This is a genomic window from Erwinia sp. PPS120 (assembly GCF_047918655.1).
Classification (GTDB): domain Bacteria; phylum Pseudomonadota; class Gammaproteobacteria; order Enterobacterales; family Enterobacteriaceae; genus Erwinia; species Erwinia tasmaniensis_A.
In genome coordinates this window covers 160,586-179,772 of sequence record NZ_JBLREF010000011.1, presented here as the reverse complement: position 1 = coordinate 179,772, position 19,187 = coordinate 160,586, and the positions used below count along the sequence as shown (strand labels likewise).

23 protein-coding genes are annotated in these 19,187 nt (G+C 53.8%); 4 read left to right on the top strand and 19 right to left on the bottom strand.

What is annotated here, in order from left to right; all coding sequences use genetic code 11:
• From ACLRGG_RS07500 to fkpA, 9 genes are all read right to left on the bottom strand, one after another.
• A partial coding sequence (locus ACLRGG_RS07500; RefSeq protein WP_416249138.1) for a GTP-binding protein occupies positions 1–141 on the bottom strand: 141 nt, incomplete at its 3' end.
• 70 nt (positions 142–211) lie between these two features.
• On the bottom strand, positions 212–2,326 hold the full coding sequence (fusA, locus tag ACLRGG_RS07495; RefSeq protein WP_416249131.1) for an elongation factor G: 2,115 nt from the start codon (positions 2,324–2,326) through the stop codon (positions 212–214).
• 93 nt (positions 2,327–2,419) lie between these two features.
• Entirely contained in the window at positions 2,420–2,890 is a 471-nt protein-coding gene (gene rpsG / locus ACLRGG_RS07490; RefSeq protein ID WP_008457106.1) for a 30S ribosomal protein S7, read from the bottom strand.
• A gap of 96 nt (positions 2,891–2,986) precedes the next feature.
• A complete protein-coding gene (rpsL, locus tag ACLRGG_RS07485) occupies positions 2,987–3,361 on the bottom strand; it encodes a 30S ribosomal protein S12 (protein WP_013204141.1) in 375 nt (124 codons plus the stop codon).
• A 125-nt stretch (positions 3,362–3,486) separates the two neighbouring features.
• Positions 3,487–3,774: a sulfurtransferase complex subunit TusB gene (gene tusB / locus ACLRGG_RS07480; RefSeq protein WP_416249130.1), complete on the bottom strand. Its 288-nt coding sequence runs from the start codon at positions 3,772–3,774 to the stop codon at positions 3,487–3,489.
• 7 nt (positions 3,775–3,781) lie between these two features.
• Positions 3,782–4,141, bottom strand: coding sequence for a sulfurtransferase complex subunit TusC (tusC, locus tag ACLRGG_RS07475; protein WP_416249129.1), 360 nt, complete (start codon positions 4,139–4,141; stop codon positions 3,782–3,784).
• Positions 4,141–4,527 (bottom strand): sulfurtransferase complex subunit TusD, encoded by a 387-nt coding sequence (gene tusD / locus ACLRGG_RS07470; RefSeq protein ID WP_067709921.1) that lies wholly within the window; start codon positions 4,525–4,527, stop codon positions 4,141–4,143. The genes tusC and tusD overlap by 1 nt, the downstream gene beginning before the upstream one ends.
• Positions 4,527–5,249: a helix-turn-helix transcriptional regulator gene (locus ACLRGG_RS07465; protein ID WP_416249128.1), complete on the bottom strand. Its 723-nt coding sequence runs from the start codon at positions 5,247–5,249 to the stop codon at positions 4,527–4,529. Before ACLRGG_RS07465 ends, tusD begins: the two co-directional genes overlap by 1 nt.
• Before the next feature lie 203 nt (positions 5,250–5,452).
• A complete protein-coding gene (gene fkpA / locus ACLRGG_RS07460) occupies positions 5,453–6,289 on the bottom strand; it encodes an FKBP-type peptidyl-prolyl cis-trans isomerase (RefSeq protein ID WP_416249127.1) in 837 nt (278 codons plus the stop codon).
• 285 nt (positions 6,290–6,574) lie between these two features.
• Between fkpA and ACLRGG_RS07455 the strand changes: the two genes are divergently transcribed.
• Complete coding sequence (locus tag ACLRGG_RS07455; RefSeq protein WP_416249126.1) at positions 6,575–6,793, top strand: SlyX family protein; 219 nt, start codon at positions 6,575–6,577, stop codon at positions 6,791–6,793.
• A gap of 72 nt (positions 6,794–6,865) precedes the next feature.
• On the opposite strand, the gene slyD is transcribed toward ACLRGG_RS07455, so the two are convergent.
• The 4 genes from slyD to kefG form a co-directional block, all read right to left on the bottom strand.
• The gene (gene slyD, locus ACLRGG_RS07450) at positions 6,866–7,405 is read right to left on the bottom strand and encodes a peptidylprolyl isomerase (protein WP_416249125.1); all 540 of its coding nucleotides are present in this window, start codon (positions 7,403–7,405) and stop codon (positions 6,866–6,868) included.
• A gap of 138 nt (positions 7,406–7,543) precedes the next feature.
• A complete protein-coding gene (locus ACLRGG_RS07445) occupies positions 7,544–7,738 on the bottom strand; it encodes a YheV family putative zinc ribbon protein (RefSeq protein ID WP_067709912.1) in 195 nt (64 codons plus the stop codon).
• Between the two features lie 8 nt (positions 7,739–7,746).
• A complete protein-coding gene (kefB, locus tag ACLRGG_RS07440; protein ID WP_416249124.1) occupies positions 7,747–9,552 on the bottom strand; it encodes a glutathione-regulated potassium-efflux system protein KefB in 1,806 nt (601 codons plus the stop codon).
• Positions 9,553–10,104: a glutathione-regulated potassium-efflux system ancillary protein KefG gene (gene kefG / locus ACLRGG_RS07435; RefSeq protein WP_416249137.1), complete on the bottom strand. Its 552-nt coding sequence runs from the start codon at positions 10,102–10,104 to the stop codon at positions 9,553–9,555.
• Between the two features lie 123 nt (positions 10,105–10,227).
• On the opposite strand from kefG, the gene ACLRGG_RS07430 reads away from it, so the two are divergent.
• Positions 10,228–12,123, top strand: a complete 1,896-nt coding sequence (locus tag ACLRGG_RS07430) for an ABC transporter ATP-binding protein (RefSeq protein ID WP_416249123.1) — start codon at positions 10,228–10,230, stop codon at positions 12,121–12,123.
• Positions 12,124–12,167: 44 nt separating this feature from the next.
• Here the strand turns inward: ACLRGG_RS07430 and tauD are convergent, their stop codons facing one another.
• From tauD to ACLRGG_RS07400, 6 genes are all read right to left on the bottom strand, one after another.
• On the bottom strand, positions 12,168–13,010 hold the full coding sequence (tauD, locus tag ACLRGG_RS07425; RefSeq protein ID WP_416249122.1) for a taurine dioxygenase: 843 nt from the start codon (positions 13,008–13,010) through the stop codon (positions 12,168–12,170).
• On the bottom strand, positions 13,007–13,834 hold the full coding sequence (gene tauC, locus ACLRGG_RS07420; RefSeq protein WP_416249121.1) for a taurine ABC transporter permease TauC: 828 nt from the start codon (positions 13,832–13,834) through the stop codon (positions 13,007–13,009). Before tauC ends, tauD begins: the two co-directional genes overlap by 4 nt.
• Positions 13,831–14,598 (bottom strand): taurine ABC transporter ATP-binding subunit, encoded by a 768-nt coding sequence (tauB, locus tag ACLRGG_RS07415; RefSeq protein WP_416249120.1) that lies wholly within the window; start codon positions 14,596–14,598, stop codon positions 13,831–13,833. The genes tauC and tauB overlap by 4 nt, the downstream gene beginning before the upstream one ends.
• Before the next feature lie 13 nt (positions 14,599–14,611).
• Complete coding sequence (gene tauA, locus ACLRGG_RS07410; protein WP_416249119.1) at positions 14,612–15,589, bottom strand: taurine ABC transporter substrate-binding protein; 978 nt, start codon at positions 15,587–15,589, stop codon at positions 14,612–14,614.
• 142 nt (positions 15,590–15,731) lie between these two features.
• Entirely contained in the window at positions 15,732–16,799 is a 1,068-nt protein-coding gene (locus ACLRGG_RS07405; protein WP_416249118.1) for an acyltransferase family protein, read from the bottom strand.
• 434 nt (positions 16,800–17,233) lie between these two features.
• Positions 17,234–17,836, bottom strand: a complete 603-nt coding sequence (locus ACLRGG_RS07400; protein WP_416249117.1) for a LysE family translocator — start codon at positions 17,834–17,836, stop codon at positions 17,234–17,236.
• An 84-nt stretch (positions 17,837–17,920) separates the two neighbouring features.
• Here ACLRGG_RS07400 and ACLRGG_RS07395 point away from each other — a divergent pair, with 84 nt between their 5' ends.
• Positions 17,921–18,913, top strand: a complete 993-nt coding sequence (locus ACLRGG_RS07395; protein ID WP_416249116.1) for a hydrolase — start codon at positions 17,921–17,923, stop codon at positions 18,911–18,913.
• Between the two features lies 1 nt (position 18,914).
• Entirely contained in the window at positions 18,915–19,133 is a 219-nt protein-coding gene (locus ACLRGG_RS07390) for a YheU family protein (RefSeq protein WP_416249115.1), read from the top strand.
• The last annotated feature ends 54 nt before the right edge of the window (positions 19,134–19,187 follow it).

Here is a 19,187-nt window from a genome sequence, read left to right as displayed (position 1 = left end):
AGATGTGTATAAGAGACAGCCGTAGGTTTTAGCCAGAACGGTGGTGATAGCTGCAGTCAGGGTAGTTTTACCGTGGTCAACGTGTCCGATAGTACCAACGTTGACGTGCGGTTTGTTACGTTCAAATTTCTCTTTAGCCACGACGATATTCCTTACTTTAATGCTCTCACACTGCGGTGAGAGCATAGGATCAATATTTTAAAACTGTAGCTTATTTGCTACGAGCTTCGATAACGGCCTGAGCGACGTTGTTCGGCGCATCATCATACTTCAGGAACTCCATCGAGTATGAAGCACGGCCTTTAGTCAGAGAACGCAGCTGAGTTGCATATCCGAACATTTCAGATAGTGGAACTTCAGCGTGAATCTCAACGCCAGTAGCGTTTGATTCTTGTCCCTTAAGCATACCACGACGACGGCTAAGGTCACCGATAACGTCACCGGTGTTCTCTTCCGGCGTCTCTACTTCAACCTTCATGATCGGCTCAAGCAGTACTGGAGTTGCTTTCTTAAAGCCGTCTTTGAACGCAATAGAAGCTGCCAGTTTGAACGCCAGCTCTGAGGAGTCAACGTCATGGTAAGAACCAAAGTGCAGACGAACGCCCAGATCAACTACCGGATAACCAGCCAGAGGACCTGATTTCAGCTGCTCCTGGATACCTTTGTCAACCGCAGGGATGTATTCAGTAGGAATCACACCACCCTTGATATCGTTGACAAATTCGTAACCTTTAGGGTTAACGCCCGGCTCCAGTGGGTACATGTCGATAACAACATGACCGTACTGTCCACGACCACCAGACTGCTTGGCGTGTTTACCTTCGATATCGGTAACTTTCGCGCGAATTGCTTCACGGTAAGCAACCTGAGGTTTACCGACGTTCGCTTCAACGTTGAATTCACGCTTCATGCGGTCAACGATGATGTCGAGGTGCAGCTCACCCATACCGGCAATAATGGTCTGGTTAGTTTCTTCGTCAGTCCATACGCGGAATGACGGGTCTTCTTTAGCCAGACGCCCCAGAGCCAGACCCATTTTTTCCTGGTCAGCTTTGGTTTTTGGTTCTACCGCGATGGAGATTACCGGCTCAGGGAATTCCATACGCTCCAGAATGATCACATTGTCTGGATCACACAGAGTGTCACCGGTAGTCACGTCTTTCAGACCAATCGCCGCAGCGATATCGCCTGCGCGAACTTCTTTGATCTCTTCACGTTTGTTGGCGTGCATCTGTACGATACGGCCCAGACGCTCACGAGCAGATTTAACCGGGTTATACACGGTGTCACCGGAGTTAACGATACCGGAGTACACGCGGAAGAACGTCAGGTTACCTACAAACGGGTCGGTAGCAATTTTAAACGCCAGCGCAGCAAACGGCTCGTCGTCATCGGAGTGACGTACGGCTGGGGTGTCTTTGCCATCATCCAGCAAACCGTTGATCGCAGTCACGTCAGTCGGTGACGGCAGATATTCGATTACTGCATCCAGCATCGCCTGAACACCTTTGTTCTTAAATGCAGAACCGCAGGTAACCAGGATGATTTCGTTATTCAGTACGCGCTTACGCAGGGAAGCTTTGATCTCTTCTTCAGACAGCTCTTCGCCACCGAAGAATTTCTCCATCAGTTCATCAGAACCTTCTGCTGCGGCTTCAATCAGTTTCTGGCGCCATTCTTCAGCCAGTTCCTTCATATCAGCTGGGATCTCTTCGTAGTCGAAGGTCACGCCTGCGTCAGCGTCGTTCCAGTTGATGGCTTTCATCTTGATCAGGTCAACAACACCGGTAAATTTCTCTTCTGCGCCGATAGCCAGCTGCAGAGGGACCGGCGTTGCGCCCAGACGTGATTCAATCTGGCCAACAACTTTCAGGAAGTTAGCACCCATACGGTCCATTTTGTTAACGAACGCGATGCGTGGAACTTTATATTTGTTCGCCTGACGCCATACGGTTTCAGACTGTGGCTGCACACCACCAACCGCACAGTAAACCATTACTGCGCCGTCGAGAACACGCATAGAACGTTCTACTTCGATAGTGAAGTCAACGTGTCCGGGGGTGTCAATGATGTTAACGCGGTGCGGCTCGAACTGCTTAGCCATACCAGACCAGAAAGCGGTGGTCGCAGCGGAGGTAATGGTAATACCACGCTCCTGCTCCTGTGCCATCCAGTCCATGGTGGCGGCGCCATCATGAACTTCACCGATTTTGTGGTTTACACCGGTGTAGAACAGAATACGTTCGGTGGTGGTCGTCTTACCGGCGTCGATGTGTGCACTGATACCAATGTTACGGTAGCGTGTAATGGGTGTTGTACGAGCCATTTGATTCCTCTGATTCTCGGACGTTCTAAGTTAGTAAAACCCAGCGGTTCAGTCACTGGGACGTCCGCTGGGTTAATAACAACTACGAAGCTGTTACCAGCGGTAGTGAGCGAACGCCTTGTTGGCTTCGGCCATACGGTGAACGTCTTCACGTTTCTTAACTGCAGTACCTTTGTTCTCTGCAGCATCAGAAAGTTCGTTCGCCAGGCGCAGAGCCATTGATTTATCACCGCGTTTACGAGCAGCTTCAACGATCCAACGCATTGCCAGAGCATTACGACGAACCGGACGGACTTCAACTGGAACCTGATAAGTAGAACCACCAACGCGACGGGATTTAACTTCCACGGTTGGGCGGACGTTGTCCAGGGCGACTTCAAAGGCTTCCAGCTCGTTTTTACCTGAACGCTGAGCCAGGGTCTCAAGCGCGGTATAGACGATTGATTCAGCAGTAGATTTTTTACCGTCTACCATCAGGATATTTACAAATTTTGCCAGCAGCTCTGATCCGAACTTAGGATCTGGCAGGATTTTACGCTGGCCAATAACGCGACGACGTGGCATGGAAATACTCCGTTGTTAATTCAGGATTGTCCAAAACTCTACGAGTTTATTATGACATTTAAGATAAAACGTTTGGCCTTACTTAACGGAGAACCATTAAGCCTTTGGCTTCTTCACGCCGTACTTGGAGCGAGACTGCTTACGGTCTTTAACACCTGAGCAGTCCAGCGCGCCACGAACGGTGTGGTAACGCACACCTGGCAGGTCTTTTACACGACCGCCACGGATCAGGATCACGGAGTGTTCCTGCAGGTTATGACCTTCACCACCAATATAGGAGGTAACTTCAAAACCGTTGGTTAAGCGAACACGACATACTTTACGCAGTGCGGAGTTCGGTTTTTTAGGAGTAGTAGTATATACGCGAGTACATACACCACGTTTCTGCGGGCAGGCTTCCAGCGCAGGCACGTTGCTCTTTGCAACTTTGCGTGCGCGTGGTTTGCGAACCAGCTGGTTAACTGTTGCCATCAAATAGCTCCTGGGATTTGCTTTTGCTTCGTAAACACGTGATAAATCGCCTCGTGGTATAACGAGGACGCGGAATTTTAGGGCTGAGCAGAAAAGGTGTCAAGAAATAACCAGGATATCATTCATTACCAGGCCATTTGTTGTGGATTTTTTACTGCCAGCGCGACGAAGTCAGTATAGCTTACTGCAGTTACTCTGGGCGAAATTTGACCAGAAAGCCCGCGCGCGCTGATATCTTCTTCGAGCACGTAAACCGATATGGGGGCGCGCAGCACTAATTCAAGCGCCTGGCTCCCCTCCAGTGCGGCAAGAACCCCATCCTGAAGTAGCAGAAGGTCATCTCCCTCAGCCAGAAACCGGAGTAGCGCGCTGAAATCGCTCTGAAAGGGGGAGTGAGTCAGGGTATGTAGCATAGCGTCCTCAGAACGATATTATGCGATCGTATTTTGCCAGCTCGGCTCGCAATTGCTCGGGTTTGAGCGTATCCACCGGCAGGATTGTCGGGAAATCGGCCGGGATGCCACGCTCGGCCAGCGAGGCAGAACAGACATAGCAGCGCTCAATATCATACAGAGGCAACACGCCAAAGGTCGCACTATAATTGCGCGAAATAATTTTTTCGGGTTGCTGCTGTTGCATAAGCTGTAAAACGCCATCGCTGATAAAAAAGAGCGCGATCTCGTCTGTTAACGCGGAGGTAGCCAGTACGGCATCGAGCCCTTCACGTCCTGCGCTGCTGCCGTGTGGCGCCTGGGTGAAAACAAAAGCAATGCGCTTCATCAGAACTGTACCATCCTCTCGGCAACCAGCGCCGCTTCAGCCAGCGCGCCCAGTCCCGTCAGCTCAAAGCCCTCAGCCAGATTTGCAGCGGGCAGCCCCTGACTTTTGGCTTCCTGCACATCGGCGATGCCGCGTCGCAGCGCGGCCGCGACACAGATATGCAATGCCACACCGTGCTGCTGATGCAGCGCCTGCCAGGCCTGGGTGAGGTCGAACTCATCACTGGCAGGCGACGTCAGCTGACTGGCATTCAGTACACCTTCACGATAAAAGAATACGCTCTCAAGGCTATGGCCACTGCGTAGCAGCGCCTGAGCAAACAGATAAGCGCTGGAAGCCTGCTGTGTGCCGTAAGCCGGCCCGGTGACCAGAAGCGTAAAGCGCATTAGCGATCCTGACTCTGGATATCGCCGCTTTTAAACTGGCGGATATAGAGATAAACGGTATGTCTGGAGATATTCAGTCGCTCTGCAACCTGATTGATCGCATCTTTAATGTCGAAGATGCCCTTCTCATAGAGATTAAGGACAATCTGACGATTCTTGGTGTTGTTCGAAATATTACGATCGGCGCTGACTTCTTCAATGGTGAACTCCAGCGTTTGCATGACCAGATCTTCAACCGACGAGGCAAAATTGACCGATGATGCCACGTCCTGCGTTTCAGGAGGCATGAAGGTGGCCATAATCTGTGAAAAGGGAACGTCCAGGTTCATATTGATACACAGCAGGCCAATAGCGCGATGCTGACCATTGCGGATGGCGATAGTCACGGATTTCATCAGCACGCCGCTTTTCGCGCGGGTGAAATAGGCTCTTGAAACATTGCTTTCGGCATCACTCATATCATGAAGCATACGCAGCGCCAGATCGGTAATCGGTGAACCCACTTTGCGCCCGGTATGTTCCCCGTTGGCAATCCTGACTGCTGAACAGTTCAGGTCCGCCAGCGAATGCAGCACGATCTCACAGTGAGGGCCAATGAGCATTGCCAGCCCATCCACCACGGCTTCATAGGATTTCAGAATATCGAAGTCGGACTGCTCAAAGGGACGCTGCTCCAGCAGCTCCAGCTCTGTCACATCACCGGTAAATGTTGTACCAGACATTAAGACACCACCCGTTGCAAGAGCCTGTCGCACAGCGGCAGGGCAGACTTATTCTGAAGAAGTTAAACGGAGGGCAGTCTAGCAAATATCAGAAACATCTGTCCTGACCTTTGTCATGAAATGCAGGAGAACGCAAAGAATGGGATGAAAGCAGGGGTAACGAAAGGGAAACCACCGCCACACAAGGTGTGGCGGTGAAAATATTATTTAGACTGGGCAGCAGCAGGTGATTCTGCAGGTTTCTCAGCGTTAGCATCTGCTTTGGCCGCAGGTTTGATGTCGAGAAGCTCAACGTCAAACACCAGCGTGGAGTTCGCAGGAATACCAGGCACGCCGTTTTTACCGTAAGCCAGCTGCGGTGGGATGACCAGCTTGATCTTGCCGCCTTTCTTGACGTGCTTAAGACCTTCTGTCCAGCCAGGGATCACGCCATCAAGACGGAAGGAGAGAGGCTCACCACGGGTGTAAGAGTTATCAAACTCGGTGCCGTCGATCAGCGTACCTTTGTAGTTCACCACCACGGTATCGCTGTCTTTAGGAATATCACCGGTACCTTCTTTCTCAACGTGATACAGCAGGCCGGACTCGGTCTTCTTCACGCCTTTTTCTTTAGCAAATTTGGTGGCAAAAGCGTCACCCTTCTGGGTATTCTCTTTTGCATCTTTTTCCATCTTCGCCTGAGCGGCACCCTTCACGCGCGTCTCAAACGCCTGCAGAGTCTGTTCGATTTCCTGATCGGAGAGCTTGCTCTTGCCAGCAAAAGCATCCTGAACGCCGGAGATCAGCTGCTGTTTATCCAGCGTGATGCCGAGTTTTTCCTGCTCCTTGAGGGAGTTTTCCATGTAACGGCCAAGCGATGCGCCCAGCGCATAGGCTGACTGCTGGTCGTCATTTTTAAAGGCGTCATTCTTCGGTGCCGGCTGCGGTGCCTGTTGTGGTGCCTGTTGAGCCGGGGTGGTTTCAGCGGCCATTGTCAGCGGTGCATGCAGCGCAACGGCCATTGTGGTGGCTAACAGTGTGACTTTAAACAGTGATTTCATCCATTTCTCCAAAACCGAAGCCTCTCGCCCCGGAAATCGTGTACAGAACTGAGCCCGTACTATAACTGTGCGCGAGAAAATTACACAATCTCGCAATGAGAACTAAGTTAACTTCCGACCGCTATCCTGAGCGAAAGTTTCACCACTGAGATGCAGTCTGACAGAGCCGTTTTCAACCATCCGGCAGAAATTAAGGCGATTATCCCTACTTCGGGCTCATCTTTACCGTTAGAATCAGACGATTCGGGCAATCCAGGCCGCAAAGCCGTCATGAGAGGAAAAAGTATGCAACAGGCGTTGTTTGAAGAGCGAATGGAGATGCTGGAAAGTCGGCTGGCCTTTCAGGAGCATACCATTGAAGAGCTGAATCAAACGGTGATTCAACATGAGCTGGAGATGGGCCGCCTGCGCGAGCAGATGCGTCTGCTGACCGATAAGCTAAAATCAGCGGCACCCTCAATGATCGCCTCACAGTCGGAAGAGATCCCACCTCCGCACTACTAAGCGCACGCCCAACCGCTGTGACAGACACAAAAAAGGGGCCGAAGCCCCTTTTTAATGATTGTCATAAGACGATCAGTGGCAGCCGCAGCCGCCAGCCCCGCAACCACCTTTACCGTGTTCATGGTCGTGATCGTGATGATGATCGTCTTCACCGTGAACGTGACCATGGGCCAGTTCTTCAGCCGTGGCTTCACGAATGGCGACCACTTCAACGTTAAAGTTGAGATTCTGACCCGCCAGCATATGGTTGCCATCAACCACTACGTGCTCGTCTTCAACTTCGGTGATTTCCACCGGCACCGGGCCCTGATCGGTTTCCGCCAGGAAGCGCATGCCAACCTGCAGCTCGTCAACGCCCATAAAAACATCTTTCGGTACGCGCTGAACCAGGTTGTCGTCGTAATGACCATAGGCTTCGTCTGCAGTGATGTTCACCTCAAACTTGTCACCCGCTTCGTGGTTTTCCAGCGCTTTTTCCAGACCGGCGATCAGGGAACCATGACCGTGCAGGTAGTCCAGCGGTGCGCTCACCGGAGACTCATCAACCAACACACCGTCTTCTGTACGTACCTGGTAGGCCAGGCTGACCACCAGGTCTTTTGCTACTTTCATGATTACTCCTAACCGTTGAGAGCTTTGAGCCCTTTTAATGTTGGCCTTTTGCCAACCTGTAAGGCTTTAAATTGCGTCGATGGTAACGAATTTCAACGCCGCTGTAAGACACAGCTTAAAAAAAGCTGAGCCATAACGCTACTCAGGATGAAAAATTCCTATCACCTGTTCATTTTCGCGAACCTGGCCCCTGGCCTGTTTATCCGCTTCCCGCATCTGATGCCCACACTTAACACATTCAACGACATCAACATTATTCTCTTTCCACAGCGCCAGCGTATCTTTGGCCTGGCACTTTGGACAGGTTGCTCCGGCAATAAATCGTTTACGCATAACATGTCCTATTCATATTCGTCCCAGCCGTGAAACTGCCGTTTCTCATGCTGCATTTCTGCCTGAAAAATATCTTCCAGTTCGCGACGGGCTTCTTTTACGCGCGAAATTTGCTGACTGTCCGCATGATTCGGCATCAGCTCACGCAGCATACGCATATCCAGTCGGCGAAAATGCTGCTGCGCACGAAAAGCCTGATGGGGATGCATGCCCAGCGTCATTAAGGTCTTACGTCCCAGCTCAAGCGCGCTGGAAAAGGTTTCACGGGAAAACTGCGTGACGCCAGCCTGAAGAAGTTCATGGGCCTCCACGCGGCCCCTTGCCCGGGCCAGAATTTGCAGATGCGGAAAATGATGCTGGCAGAGATGGACTATCTCCATGGCATCTTCTGGTCCGTTACAGGTTATCACTATTGACTGCGCCGTTTCAGCCCCGGCGGCGCGCAGCAGCTCTAACTCCTTCGCATCACCGTAGTATACTTTATAACCGTATCTGCGCATCAGGCTGACCGCGCTGATATCGCGCTCAAGTACCGTAATCCGTTTTTCATTGGCCATCAGCAACCGCGCAACCACCTGTCCAAAACGGCCAAACCCCACCACAATCACCTGGGGCTTATCATCCTCGACAAAATGTTTCTCTTCGTTTTCATCCGGCTCGTTGAAGCGCTTCTCGAGGATTTTATCCACGCCCTGCAACAACAGCGGCGTGGTCATCATTGAGAGCGTTACCGTAACCAGCAGCAGAGGCATCTGGTCTCCGCTAAACAGGTGGGCCGTTGCAGCCGCGGAAAACAGCACAAAGGCAAACTCGCCGCCCTGGCTAAGTACGCCGGAAAATTGCAGGCGCTCGGAGCTGCGCAGGCCGTAAATCCGCGACAGCAGATAGAGTACCCCCGCTTTCACCGCCACCAGCAACACCACGCCAATCAGAATTTCGATAATATGGGTATAAAGCACGCCAAGGTTGAGCGCCATGCCCACCGAGATAAAAAATAGCCCTAGCAGCAGACCCTTGAAGGGATCGATGGCAATTTCTAGCTCGTGACGATACTCACTTTCGGCCAGTAGGATACCCGCGATAAACGTACCCAGCGCCATGGAAAGGCCCAGCGCGTCCATAAACAGCGCCGACCCCAGCACCAGCAGCAGGGCGGCGGCGGTGAACACCTCACGGACGCCGGATGCCGCGATATAGCGGAATATTGGCCGCAGCAGATAGCGCCCCCCGACCAGCATGCCGGCAAAGGCCAGCACCTTCATGCCTATCTTTATCCAGTCGGTATGCCCGCTGTCACTTCCTGCCAGCAGCGGGACCAGCGCCAGCGCCGGGATAACGGCCAGATCCTGAAACAGCAGGACCGAAAAGCCGAGCTGGCCCGACTCATTGCGGTTCATGCCTTTATCCCGCATCAGCTGGAGCGCCATCGCCGTCGAGGACATGGCCAGCCCGATACCGCCGATGGTAGCCGCCTGCCAAGAAAAGTCCGTCAGCCATAGCAGCCCGCCGAGAATTGCCGCGCTGAAAATGACCTGAGCGGCACCCACGCCAAAGATGGAGCGGCGCAGTTCCCAAAGCTTGGAGGGTTTCAGCTCCAGCCCGATGATAAACATCAGAAAAACCACGCCCAGCTCGGAGAAGTGCAGGATCTCTTCCACGTCGCTGATAAAGCCCAGGCCCCAGGGGCCAATCGCAATACCCGCCAGCAGATAGCCCAGCACCGCCCCAATACCCAATCGCGCGGCCAGAGGCACCGCAACCACTGCGGCAAACAGATAGACCACGCCGGCCGTCAGGAGGGTTTGTCCTTCCATTCAAATACCTCCATAGGGTAAAGGGGATTCGAGCCAGTGTGCATACGCTCGCGCATAGTTTTTCATCACGTCGGGTGTCTGATGCCGTGCCCAGTAGATAATCATCGGCGTCAGCCAGTGCATCCGGCACATCTGGGCGGTCAGCTCGAACGGGCGCATGATGTCCGACATGGGATAGCGGTTCAGCCCTTCCTGGTGGTAGGCAGCCTCTGGCTCGCCGGTGGTAATCACGCTGCGCCAGTACTTCCCTTCCAGCACGTTGCCGCCCGGGCCGCTGGCAAAGCCGCGAGAAAGCACGCGATCCAGCCACTCCTTCAGCAGCGCCGGGCAGCTGTAGGTGTACAGGGGGTGCTGGAAGACGATGATGTCGTGTTCGCGCAATAGCTGCTGCTCGCGATGAATATCAATAAAAAAATCGGGGTAGTGCGCATAAAGGTCATGCACCGTGACCTGTGGCAAAAGCCGGGCCGGCTCCAGCAAAACGCGATTAGCAACCGAGTCTTGTGATTCCGGGTGGGCATATAGCAGCAAAACTTTAGGCGGCTGCAACATCATTCCCCTCCAAATCGTCGTCACGGCGGGCAAATTCCGCTACCATGCTCGACGCAACGGAATCCAGGATTCCGATATCCAATTGATGGCTCAATTTAACATATTCTACATATTACGGCGCTTATGATTGTCTTCTCCTCGTTACAAATTCGACGCGGTGTCCGCGTACTGCTGGATAACGCCACTGCCACCATTAACCCCGGTCAGAAAGTGGGTCTGGTCGGTAAAAATGGCTGCGGTAAATCCACGCTGCTGTCGCTGCTTAAGAACGAGATAAGCGCCGACGCCGGAAGCTACAGCTACCCGGGCAACTGGTCGCTCGCCTGGGTAAACCAGGAGACACCAGCGCTGTCGGTGCCCGCCATTGAGTATGTTATCGACGGCGATCGCGAATTTCGCCAGCTTGAAGCCGAACTGGCACACGCCAATGAAATCAACGATGGTCACGCCATTGCCATACTTCACGGCAAGCTTGATGCGCTTCAGGCCTGGACCATCCAGTCCCGCGCCGCCAGCCTGCTTAACGGACTGGGTTTCTCTCAGGAGCAGCTACAGCGCCCGGTGAGTGATTTCTCCGGCGGATGGCGGATGCGCCTTAACCTGGCCCAGGCGCTGATTTGTCGTTCCGACCTGCTGCTGCTTGATGAGCCGACTAACCATCTCGATCTCGACGCGGTGATCTGGCTTGAGCGCTGGCTGAAAAGCTATCAGGGCACGCTGATTCTGATTTCGCACGACCGCGACTTTCTTGATCCGGTTGTCGACAAAATTCTGCATATTGAACAAGGATCCATTTACGAATATACCGGCAACTACAGCGCCTTCGAGATCCAGCGCGCGACCCGACTGGCGCAGCAGCAGTCGCTTTTCGAGAACCAGCAGGCGAAGGTTGCCCATCTGCAAAGCTTTATTGACCGCTTTAAAGCGAAAGCCACAAAAGCTAAACAGGCGCAAAGTCGCATCAAAATGCTGGAGCGGATGGAGATGATCGCCCCCGCTCATGTCGACAATCCTTTCACCTTCAGCTTCCGCGTACCGGAAAGCCTGCCCAACCCGCTGCTGGATATGGAAAAAGTGACCGCGGGCTATGGCGATCGCATCATCCTGAATTCGATCAAGCTCAACCTGGTGCCCGGCTCGCGTATTGGGCTGCTGGGTCGTAACGGTGCGGGTAAATCGACGCTAATTAAGATGCTGGCAGGCGAGCTGGCGCCGCTTAAGGGCAATATTGGCCTGGCGAAAGGCATCAAGCTGGGTTACTTCGCCCAGCATCAGCTTGAATTTTTACGTGCGGATGAATCCCCGCTCCAACATCTGGCACGGCTGGCGCCAAAGGTCCTTGAACAGCAGCTGCGTGATTACCTGGGCGGCTTTGGTTTCCAGGGCGACAAGGTGACGGAAAAAACCGAGCGGTTTTCCGGCGGAGAGAAAGCCCGTCTGGTGCTGGCGCTGATCGTCTGGCAGCGGCCGAACCTGCTGCTGCTGGATGAGCCCACCAACCACCTCGATCTCGATATGCGCCAGGCGCTGACCGAAGCTCTGATTGATTTTGAAGGGGCGCTGGTGGTGGTGTCGCACGATCGTCACCTCCTGCGATCGACCACGGATGACCTCTATCTGGTGCACGACGGCAACGTCGAGGCATTTGATGGCGATCTGGAAGATTACCAGCAGTGGCTGAGCGATCTGCAAAGGCAATCGGCGACCGCTGAACCTAAACAGGAGAGCGGTAACAGCGCGCAGGCCAGAAAGGATCAAAAACGCCGCGAAGCTGAGCTTCGTACCCAGACACAGCCGCTGCGTAAAGAGATTGAAAAGCTGGAAAAGCAGATGGAAAAGCTGAATGCGCAGTTGGCGGATGCCGAAGAGAAACTCACCGACTCTGCCCTTTACGAGCAGGCGCGCAAAGCAGACCTGACCGCGGTATTAAAACAGCAGGCGGAGGCGAAATCCTCGCTGGAAGCGTGCGAAATGACATGGCTGGACGCGCAGGAGCGTTTAGAACAGATGCTTGGGTAAAATGGCTAATCACCTTAACTACGGCGTTAGCCATTTTTAACCGTTCATGAAAACGGCTTATCGCCCAGGATCGTCGCGCGATGCATGATACGCCGGGCGGGCATATAATCGGCGTTGGCGTAATGCTGCGTCACGCGATTATCCCAGATGGCGATATCATTCTCCTGCCAGCGCCAGCGCACCTGAAACTCCGGCTTCGTGATATGGGCAAAAAGGAAGTTAAGCAGTGCGTCGCTCTCCTTCTGACTGAGATCGACAATGCGGGTGGTAAAGCCTTCATTGACGAACAGCGCCTTTTTTCCACTGACCGGATGGGTGCGGATCACCGGGTGCAGTAAGGGCGGATTTTTCTCCACCGCCTGCTTCCAGCGCGCATGTTCTTCCTCGCTGCTGCGGTATTTGTACTCCTGAAACGACTTCTTAAAATCATGCTCGGCATGTAAACCGCTCAGTAACTGCTTAAAGGGTTCAGAAAGCGCATTGTAAGCGGCAATCCCACTGGCCCACAGCGTATCCCCTCCACTTTCCGGCAGCCGTTTCGCGGCCAGAATCGCTCCGGCTGGCGGCGTTTCGATAAAAGTGACGTCGGTATGCCAGTTGTCATTATCCGGCGGATTATTATCGTGAGTATCCAGCACGATAATTTCCTCTACGTCCGGCGCATGAGGGTAAACAGGATGGATATGCAGATCGCCAAAACGGGCCGCCAGGGCGCGCTGCTGTTGCGGCGTCACGGGCTGATCGCGGAAAAACAGCACCTGGTGGCGGATAAGCCCGTGATACAGCTGCTCAAACTGCGCATCGCTTAGCGGCAGGGCCAGATTAATATCTGAAACCTGTGCGCCGATATACGGGCCCAGCGCGGTAATCGTCAGACGTTCGTTCATAAATTTTCTCCATGCCAGGGGGTTAAACGGCGCTGCACGCTGCGCAGGCCCAGCTCTAGTGTGAAGGCAATCAGGGCAATAACGGCGATACCCGCGAGGACCACATCCGTTGCTAAAAACTCACCGGCTGACTGCACCATAAATCCCAGACCGCGCGTGGCGGCAATAAGCTCTGCCGCGACCAGCGTTGACCAGCCTACGCCCAGCCCGATACGCAGGCCGGTTAAAATCTCCGGCAGCGCGCCCGGCAATACGACGTACCATAAAACCTGCCAGCGGCTGGCACCCAGTGACTGGGCGGCACGCAGGCGAACCTGCTGAGAGCTTTTCACGCCGGCCAGCGTAGACATCGCCACCGGGGCGAAAATGGCCAGATAAATCAGCAAAATTTTCGACGTTTCGCCAATGCCAAACCAGATAACCATCAGCGGCAAATAGGCCAGCGGCGGCACCGGGCGGTAGAGCTCAATCAGCGGATCGAGGATGCCACGCACGGTTTCACTCAGCCCCATCGCTATCCCTACCGGCACGCCAATCAGTACCGCCGCCAGCAGCGCGATAACAATTCTGGTCAGGCTGGCCGCAAGGTGTTGCCACAGGGTGGCATCCATAAACCCCTTTGAACTGGCAATGGTCAGCAGTTGATGAAAGACCTGCTGCGGGGCAGGAAGAAACAGCGGCGCAATCAGCTTCAGGGCGGTGACGCCCCACCACAGGGCCAGCAGGACCAGCAACGTCACGACGCTAAGGGTCAGTTGCCGACTAAAGGGCCAGCGCAGCCGGGTGCGGTCGGCGCCGGTGTTTTCACTGGTAACAAGACTCATGAAAACACCTCTCGCTGTTGAAATACGCGGCTGAGAACATACTCCCGGCGCTCGATAAACGCCGGATCGGACTTAATCGCCCGGCAGGGTTCACCGCATGCATAACGGCGGCCGAAGTCCAGAGAGAGCCGCTCAATAATGCGTCCCGGCCCCGGCGATAAAAGAATCAGCTCACTGGCAAGAAACACCGCCTCTTCAATATCATGAGTAATCAGCAGCACCTGCTTGCCGCTGTCGCGCCAGAGATTGAGCAGCAGCTCCTGCATCTGTTCGCGGGTAAACGCATCCAGCGCGCCGAAAGGTTCATCCAACAGAAGCAGCTGCGGATCGGCCGCCAGCGCTCTGGCGATGCCTACCCGCTGACGCATCCCGCCGGAGAGCTGCCAGATAAATTTCTTTTCCGCCCCCTCCAGCCCCACTTTTCTGAGCATTGCCCTGGCCCGATCGCGCCGCACATTTTTCCCGATGCCCGCCAGCTGTAACCCAAAAGCCACGTTATCCAGCACGTTTCGCCACGGCAGTAAACCTTCATGCTGGAACACCACGCCGCGTTCAGCACCGGGGCCGGTAACGGCTTTACCGTCCAGCGTAATACTGCCGGACTCCGCCGGAAGAAAACCGGCGACCAGATTAAGCAGCGTGGTTTTGCCACAGCCTGAAGGTCCAAGCACCACCACCAGCTCTCCGGCGGCGATGGAGAGCGTGATATCTTCCAGCGCAGGATGGTCGTTGTAACGGGCTGTCAGATGTGAGACTGCAAGCATGAGAACCCCTTAATCACTCAGCAACTTGTTTAACAAACCGATCGGTGACATAGCTGCTGTAATCGCTGGACGCCTGCGGAACTTTGCCCTGATCCTTGAGGAATTTCGCCGTATCGACAATGGCCTTATTTACCGGCTGAGCCAGCTCCTGCACCTGCTGCTGTGCGGTAAGATAAGTATTGCCCTTCACGAGGTCCGGCACCTGCTGCTCTGGTACGCCGCTCAGGCGGGAGAGCTTGCTGAGGTTATCGCCCTCTTTCAGCCACCGATCCGGGTCATCAAGGTAGCCTTTCTGCGCGGTGAGCGCGCTGCGGGCAAATGCGGTGACCACCTCAGGGTGTTTTTCCGCGAAATCTTTACGCACCACCCAGACGTCAAGGGTTGGCGATCCCCATTTGCCGACCTGCGCGGAATCCGTCAGGACCCTGCCATCCTCTTCCAGTTCGTTTACGGCAGGCGCCCAGACGTAAGCGCCGTCGATATCGCCGCGTTGCCAGGCGGCTGCAATAGCGGGTGGCTGGAGGTTAACGATCTGAAGCTGGTCGGGTTTAATACCCCAGTGCTTCAGCGCTGATAGCAGGCTGTAGTGCGTAGTGGAGATAAAGGGAACGGCGATGCGCTTACCAATCAGGTCCTTCGGGCTGTGAATGGATTTTTTTACCACCAGCGCCTCGGAATTCCCCAGCTGTGACGCCAGCAGGAAAACCTCAATCGGCACCTGCTGGCTGGCGGCTACGGCCAGGGGGCTGGAGCCGATATTACCAATCTGTACGTCGCCGGAGGCTAACGCACGTACGACGCTTGAACCACTGTCAAACTTGCGCCAGTCCACCTTCGCCCCGCTTTCTTTGGCGAAGGTGCCATCGGCCTGCGCCACTTTGGCGGGCTCGGCGGAGGTCTGATACGCCACGGTGACGTCGACCGCCTGCGCCGTGAAAGCCGAAAGTGAGAGTGCCGCTGCTATCAGTGAGAGTGAGAATTTACGCGCCATTGCCCTGCTCCGGTTGTCATTGTTATTCGTTGAATAACCTCTTTGTACCGAGAGCAGCGATGGCAATAAAGTAATTAAAAAGTATCGCTTATAATTATTTTTGCTTAGAAGAAAAGCAGGATAGCTTTGCAGAAAGGGTAATTTACACCCCTGTACCTGCTTTTGTGGCGGGCATCCCCCAGCTTTTCAACCTGTTTCGTAGCGCCGGTTCAGCATATTGACTGATCAGAAACGCAATGTAATAAAGTGCGGTCGCCACCACAATGGGCATCAGCAGCATCACCCACTCGTTGGTAATGTAGCGGTTGATTTTTATCAGCGAGCCAATCATCAGATTTTCATGCAGCAAATAGAACGCATAACTGGCAAAACCCATCGCCGTCAGGAATCGTACGGACAGTATTCGCTCCAGCCATTTTGAATAAAAACTGGCAATAAAAAACACCATAACTAATAGCAGTGGAAGCAGGGTTATCGCACCCGCATTTTTTACATAATAGCTGAAATTGATTAACATCCCGAGTACCACTAACGCGTAGTGAAACAATTTATCGCGATTGTGCATCCTTTCATAGACCAGACAACCCATCATAAACCATGAATAATGGATGAAGCCAAACTTTGAAATAACATCGATAAAACCGGGATGCCCTAATGATTTCAGCACCGAAGAGGCGGATAACAGCAGCATCGCTACCAGCAGCGCAGGTAAGCAGTACCGTCTTCCCAGCGTAAAATAGACGGCGCCGATAATCACATAGAATAGTGCCTCAACGTAAAGCGACCAGAAAGAGCCCGCTAACGATTTGAATTCTGTACCACTAATCTGAGAAAGCGTTTCAGGGTTGATGAAAATCAGCCCGGGCAGCAGATTTTTTGCATGGGGCGCGATGTCTGTCCATTCCGGGAACAGGCCCCCTGCCAGGTAGAGCAGCAGGCTGGCAATCAGCATCGCCGGAAATAAACGCAGCCAGCGTTTTCTCAAAAAGCTGAGGTAACTGTCGGATTTGTCCAGCGTCATAAATATGACAAATCCCGAAATCATAAAAAACAGTTCAACGCCGAGCCAGCCGAAGGAGAAAACAGGAATGTGCTTTGTAATATGGGAATAAGGTAATAACGCCTCCCATCGCACATAGGCATGGTAACCAATGACCAGAAGAATAGCTAAACCACGCATCCCGTCGAGATGTTTAATACGCGCATGCATAATACCCCCAAAGGGATAACGGAAAAGTCAGGTGAAGCTAGCACCGCGTTATTTCTAATTCAACTGGCTTTATTCTGATTATCGATCGGCTATACGCATCCATGGCGTCGCTCTGGCTGAGCCAGATTGGACCTGAGATTAAAAACTATTTTTAGTAATATCTCTAATGAAGTTTCAATGAATTCCCGATGAATTCTCAATGAATTTATAATGGATTTTTATTAACAGGATTTATGATCACCTCAATGATTTCAGACCTCTGTTAATCTGCGATTAATATCCATTAGTATCGTCTGGATCACATTTTACACGGCCCTTTAATACCTTATGCCGGGCAACGGCGGGGTAACGTCGCACCCCCGCCTCAACACCCACCGACTCAATAATTAAACTCACTAGCGGCAACAACGTACAGCGGGATTACGCGCGTTTATTTAGTGCCAAATCAGCAGCACACAGGCGGCAGTCAGTAAGCCCATAAAGACGTTGAAAATCGTCCAGGCCCTGCGGCTGTGCAGAATACGCCCAATCAGCGTCCCGAAACCCAGCCAGATAACGCCAGAAACCACATTCACCAGTGCCATTGCCGCGCTGATGGCGATGACTGAAGCGCGATAGGCCTCACCGGCCAGGCTGAAGCTTGCCACCGCACCCAACGCCATTAGCCAGGCTTTTGGGTTAACCAGCTGCAACAGCCCCCCCTGCCAGAATGGCATCGGTGAAGCCGGGCCGTCACCGGGGTCCAGTTTTTCATATTTCGCGGTCGCTATTTTCCATGCCAGCCAGAGAAGATAAGCGCTACCGGCAATTTTCAGGATAAGGTGGAGGGAGGGATAAAGCAGAAGCAATCCGCCGACGCCGAAGGCCACCAGCAGCAACATGACCTGCATACCGATCATGATGCCGATTAACAGCCATAGCGAGCGCAAAAAACCAAAATTGGCGCCGGAGGCGGTGAGTAACATATTATTAGGGCCTGGCGTAATCGCAGCAACCCACAGAAAGCCGAGCATGGATAAAAATAAATTCAGTTCCATATGATATGGGTGCCCCTCACCCCCTGAAAAAAGCAGACGTGTTGAAGCTAACAATGTGACAGAGATCCTACAAGCATTTTGAATATGAATTTTAATCGTCCCCCGGCGAGCCATTTCTGTGCCCTGCCGGGCATGAGTAATGCGCATCTGCAAACGCTTCTGCCGCGGCTGATTCGCCGCCGTATCACCCTGCGGCCCCACTGGCAGCGGCTGACTCTGCCGGACAGCGACTTCGTCGATCTGGCCTGGAGTGAAAATCCGGCGCTGGCACGGCATAAACCCAGGGTGGTCCTGTTTCACGGGCTGGAGGGCAGCTTTACCAGCCCCTATGCGCACGGGCTACTTCAGGTATTCCGCGATTGCGGATGGCTCGGCGTCGTCATGCATTTTCGCGGCTGCAGCGGCGAACCAAACCGCCTGCCGAGGATTTATCATTCGGGCGAAACCAGCGACGCAGGCTATTTTATGCAGTGGCTGCGCGAGGAGTGGGGCCGCGTCCCAACTGCGGCCGTTGGCGTTTCGCTGGGGGGAAATATGCTCGCCTGCCTGCTGGGAGAACAGGGAGAAGATTGCCTGATTGATGCCGCGGTGGTGGTCTCCGCGCCGCTGATGCTTGAGCCGTGCAGCAGGAAGCTGGAACAGGGGCTGTCACGCGTATACCAGCGCTATCTGCTTAACCTGCTAAAGCAAAATGCCGGAAGAAAGCTACGCGCATGGCCGGGCACGCTGCCGGTTGACCTGCCCGGGCTTACGGCATTAAAAACGCTGCGTGACTTTGATAACGCCATCACCGCGCCTGCCCATGGCTTTCTTGACGCGACGGACTATTATCAACGCTGTAGCGCTATGCCGCGGCTGCCCGGCGTACGCAAGCCGCTATTAATTATTCATGCCCGGGACGACCCTTTTATGACTGATGAGGTTATTCCCGCGCCTGACCTGCTGCCCCCGGCGGTGGAGTATCAGCTAACCCGGCACGGCGGGCATGTAGGATTTGTTGGGGGGACCCTGCGCAGCCCAGACATGTGGCTGGAGCGGCGCATCCCCGAATGGCTTTCAACCTGGCTGGACAACTAACGTGATTATTCCCTGGAAAGAGCTGGACGCAGAGACGCTGGATAACCTGATCGAATCTTTTGTGCTGAGAGAAGGCACCGACTATGGCGAGCAGGAGCGCTCACTGGCGCAGAAAGTAGAGGACGTACGCCGCCAGCTCATCACTGGTGAAGCCGTGCTGGTCTGGTCCGAGCTCCACGAGACGGTGAATATTATGCCGCGCGGCAGGATTAAAGGTTAGCGATCGTGACCGGGCGTGACACCCGGGCGCAAATCGTGTTACCAATGCCGCCTT

Excerpts from the sequence above, each read along its gene's own strand:
- fusA (WP_416249131.1), bottom strand. The coding sequence starts at position 2,326 with ATGGCTCGTACAACACCCATTACACGCTACCGTAACATTGGTATCAGT.
- rpsG (WP_008457106.1), bottom strand. The coding sequence starts at position 2,890 with ATGCCACGTCGTCGCGTTATTGGCCAGCGTAAAATCCTGCCAGATCCT.
- rpsL (WP_013204141.1), bottom strand. The coding sequence starts at position 3,361 with ATGGCAACAGTTAACCAGCTGGTTCGCAAACCACGCGCACGCAAAGTT.
- tusB (WP_416249130.1), bottom strand. The coding sequence starts at position 3,774 with ATGCTACATACCCTGACTCACTCCCCCTTTCAGAGCGATTTCAGCGCG.
- tusC (WP_416249129.1), bottom strand. The coding sequence starts at position 4,141 with ATGAAGCGCATTGCTTTTGTTTTCACCCAGGCGCCACACGGCAGCAGC.
- tusD (WP_067709921.1), bottom strand. The coding sequence starts at position 4,527 with ATGCGCTTTACGCTTCTGGTCACCGGGCCGGCTTACGGCACACAGCAG.
- ACLRGG_RS07465 (WP_416249128.1), bottom strand. The coding sequence starts at position 5,249 with ATGTCTGGTACAACATTTACCGGTGATGTGACAGAGCTGGAGCTGCTG.
- fkpA (WP_416249127.1), bottom strand. The coding sequence starts at position 6,289 with ATGAAATCACTGTTTAAAGTCACACTGTTAGCCACCACAATGGCCGTT.
- ACLRGG_RS07455 (WP_416249126.1), top strand. The coding sequence starts at position 6,575 with ATGCAACAGGCGTTGTTTGAAGAGCGAATGGAGATGCTGGAAAGTCGG.
- slyD (WP_416249125.1), bottom strand. The coding sequence starts at position 7,405 with ATGAAAGTAGCAAAAGACCTGGTGGTCAGCCTGGCCTACCAGGTACGT.
- ACLRGG_RS07445 (WP_067709912.1), bottom strand. The coding sequence starts at position 7,738 with ATGCGTAAACGATTTATTGCCGGAGCAACCTGTCCAAAGTGCCAGGCC.
- kefB (WP_416249124.1), bottom strand. The coding sequence starts at position 9,552 with ATGGAAGGACAAACCCTCCTGACGGCCGGCGTGGTCTATCTGTTTGCC.
- kefG (WP_416249137.1), bottom strand. The coding sequence starts at position 10,104 with ATGTTGCAGCCGCCTAAAGTTTTGCTGCTATATGCCCACCCGGAATCA.
- ACLRGG_RS07430 (WP_416249123.1), top strand. The coding sequence starts at position 10,228 with ATGATTGTCTTCTCCTCGTTACAAATTCGACGCGGTGTCCGCGTACTG.
- tauD (WP_416249122.1), bottom strand. The coding sequence starts at position 13,010 with ATGAACGAACGTCTGACGATTACCGCGCTGGGCCCGTATATCGGCGCA.
- tauC (WP_416249121.1), bottom strand. The coding sequence starts at position 13,834 with ATGAGTCTTGTTACCAGTGAAAACACCGGCGCCGACCGCACCCGGCTG.
- tauB (WP_416249120.1), bottom strand. The coding sequence starts at position 14,598 with ATGCTTGCAGTCTCACATCTGACAGCCCGTTACAACGACCATCCTGCG.
- tauA (WP_416249119.1), bottom strand. The coding sequence starts at position 15,589 with ATGGCGCGTAAATTCTCACTCTCACTGATAGCAGCGGCACTCTCACTT.
- ACLRGG_RS07405 (WP_416249118.1), bottom strand. The coding sequence starts at position 16,799 with ATGCATGCGCGTATTAAACATCTCGACGGGATGCGTGGTTTAGCTATT.
- ACLRGG_RS07400 (WP_416249117.1), bottom strand. The coding sequence starts at position 17,836 with ATGGAACTGAATTTATTTTTATCCATGCTCGGCTTTCTGTGGGTTGCT.
- ACLRGG_RS07395 (WP_416249116.1), top strand. The coding sequence starts at position 17,921 with ATGAATTTTAATCGTCCCCCGGCGAGCCATTTCTGTGCCCTGCCGGGC.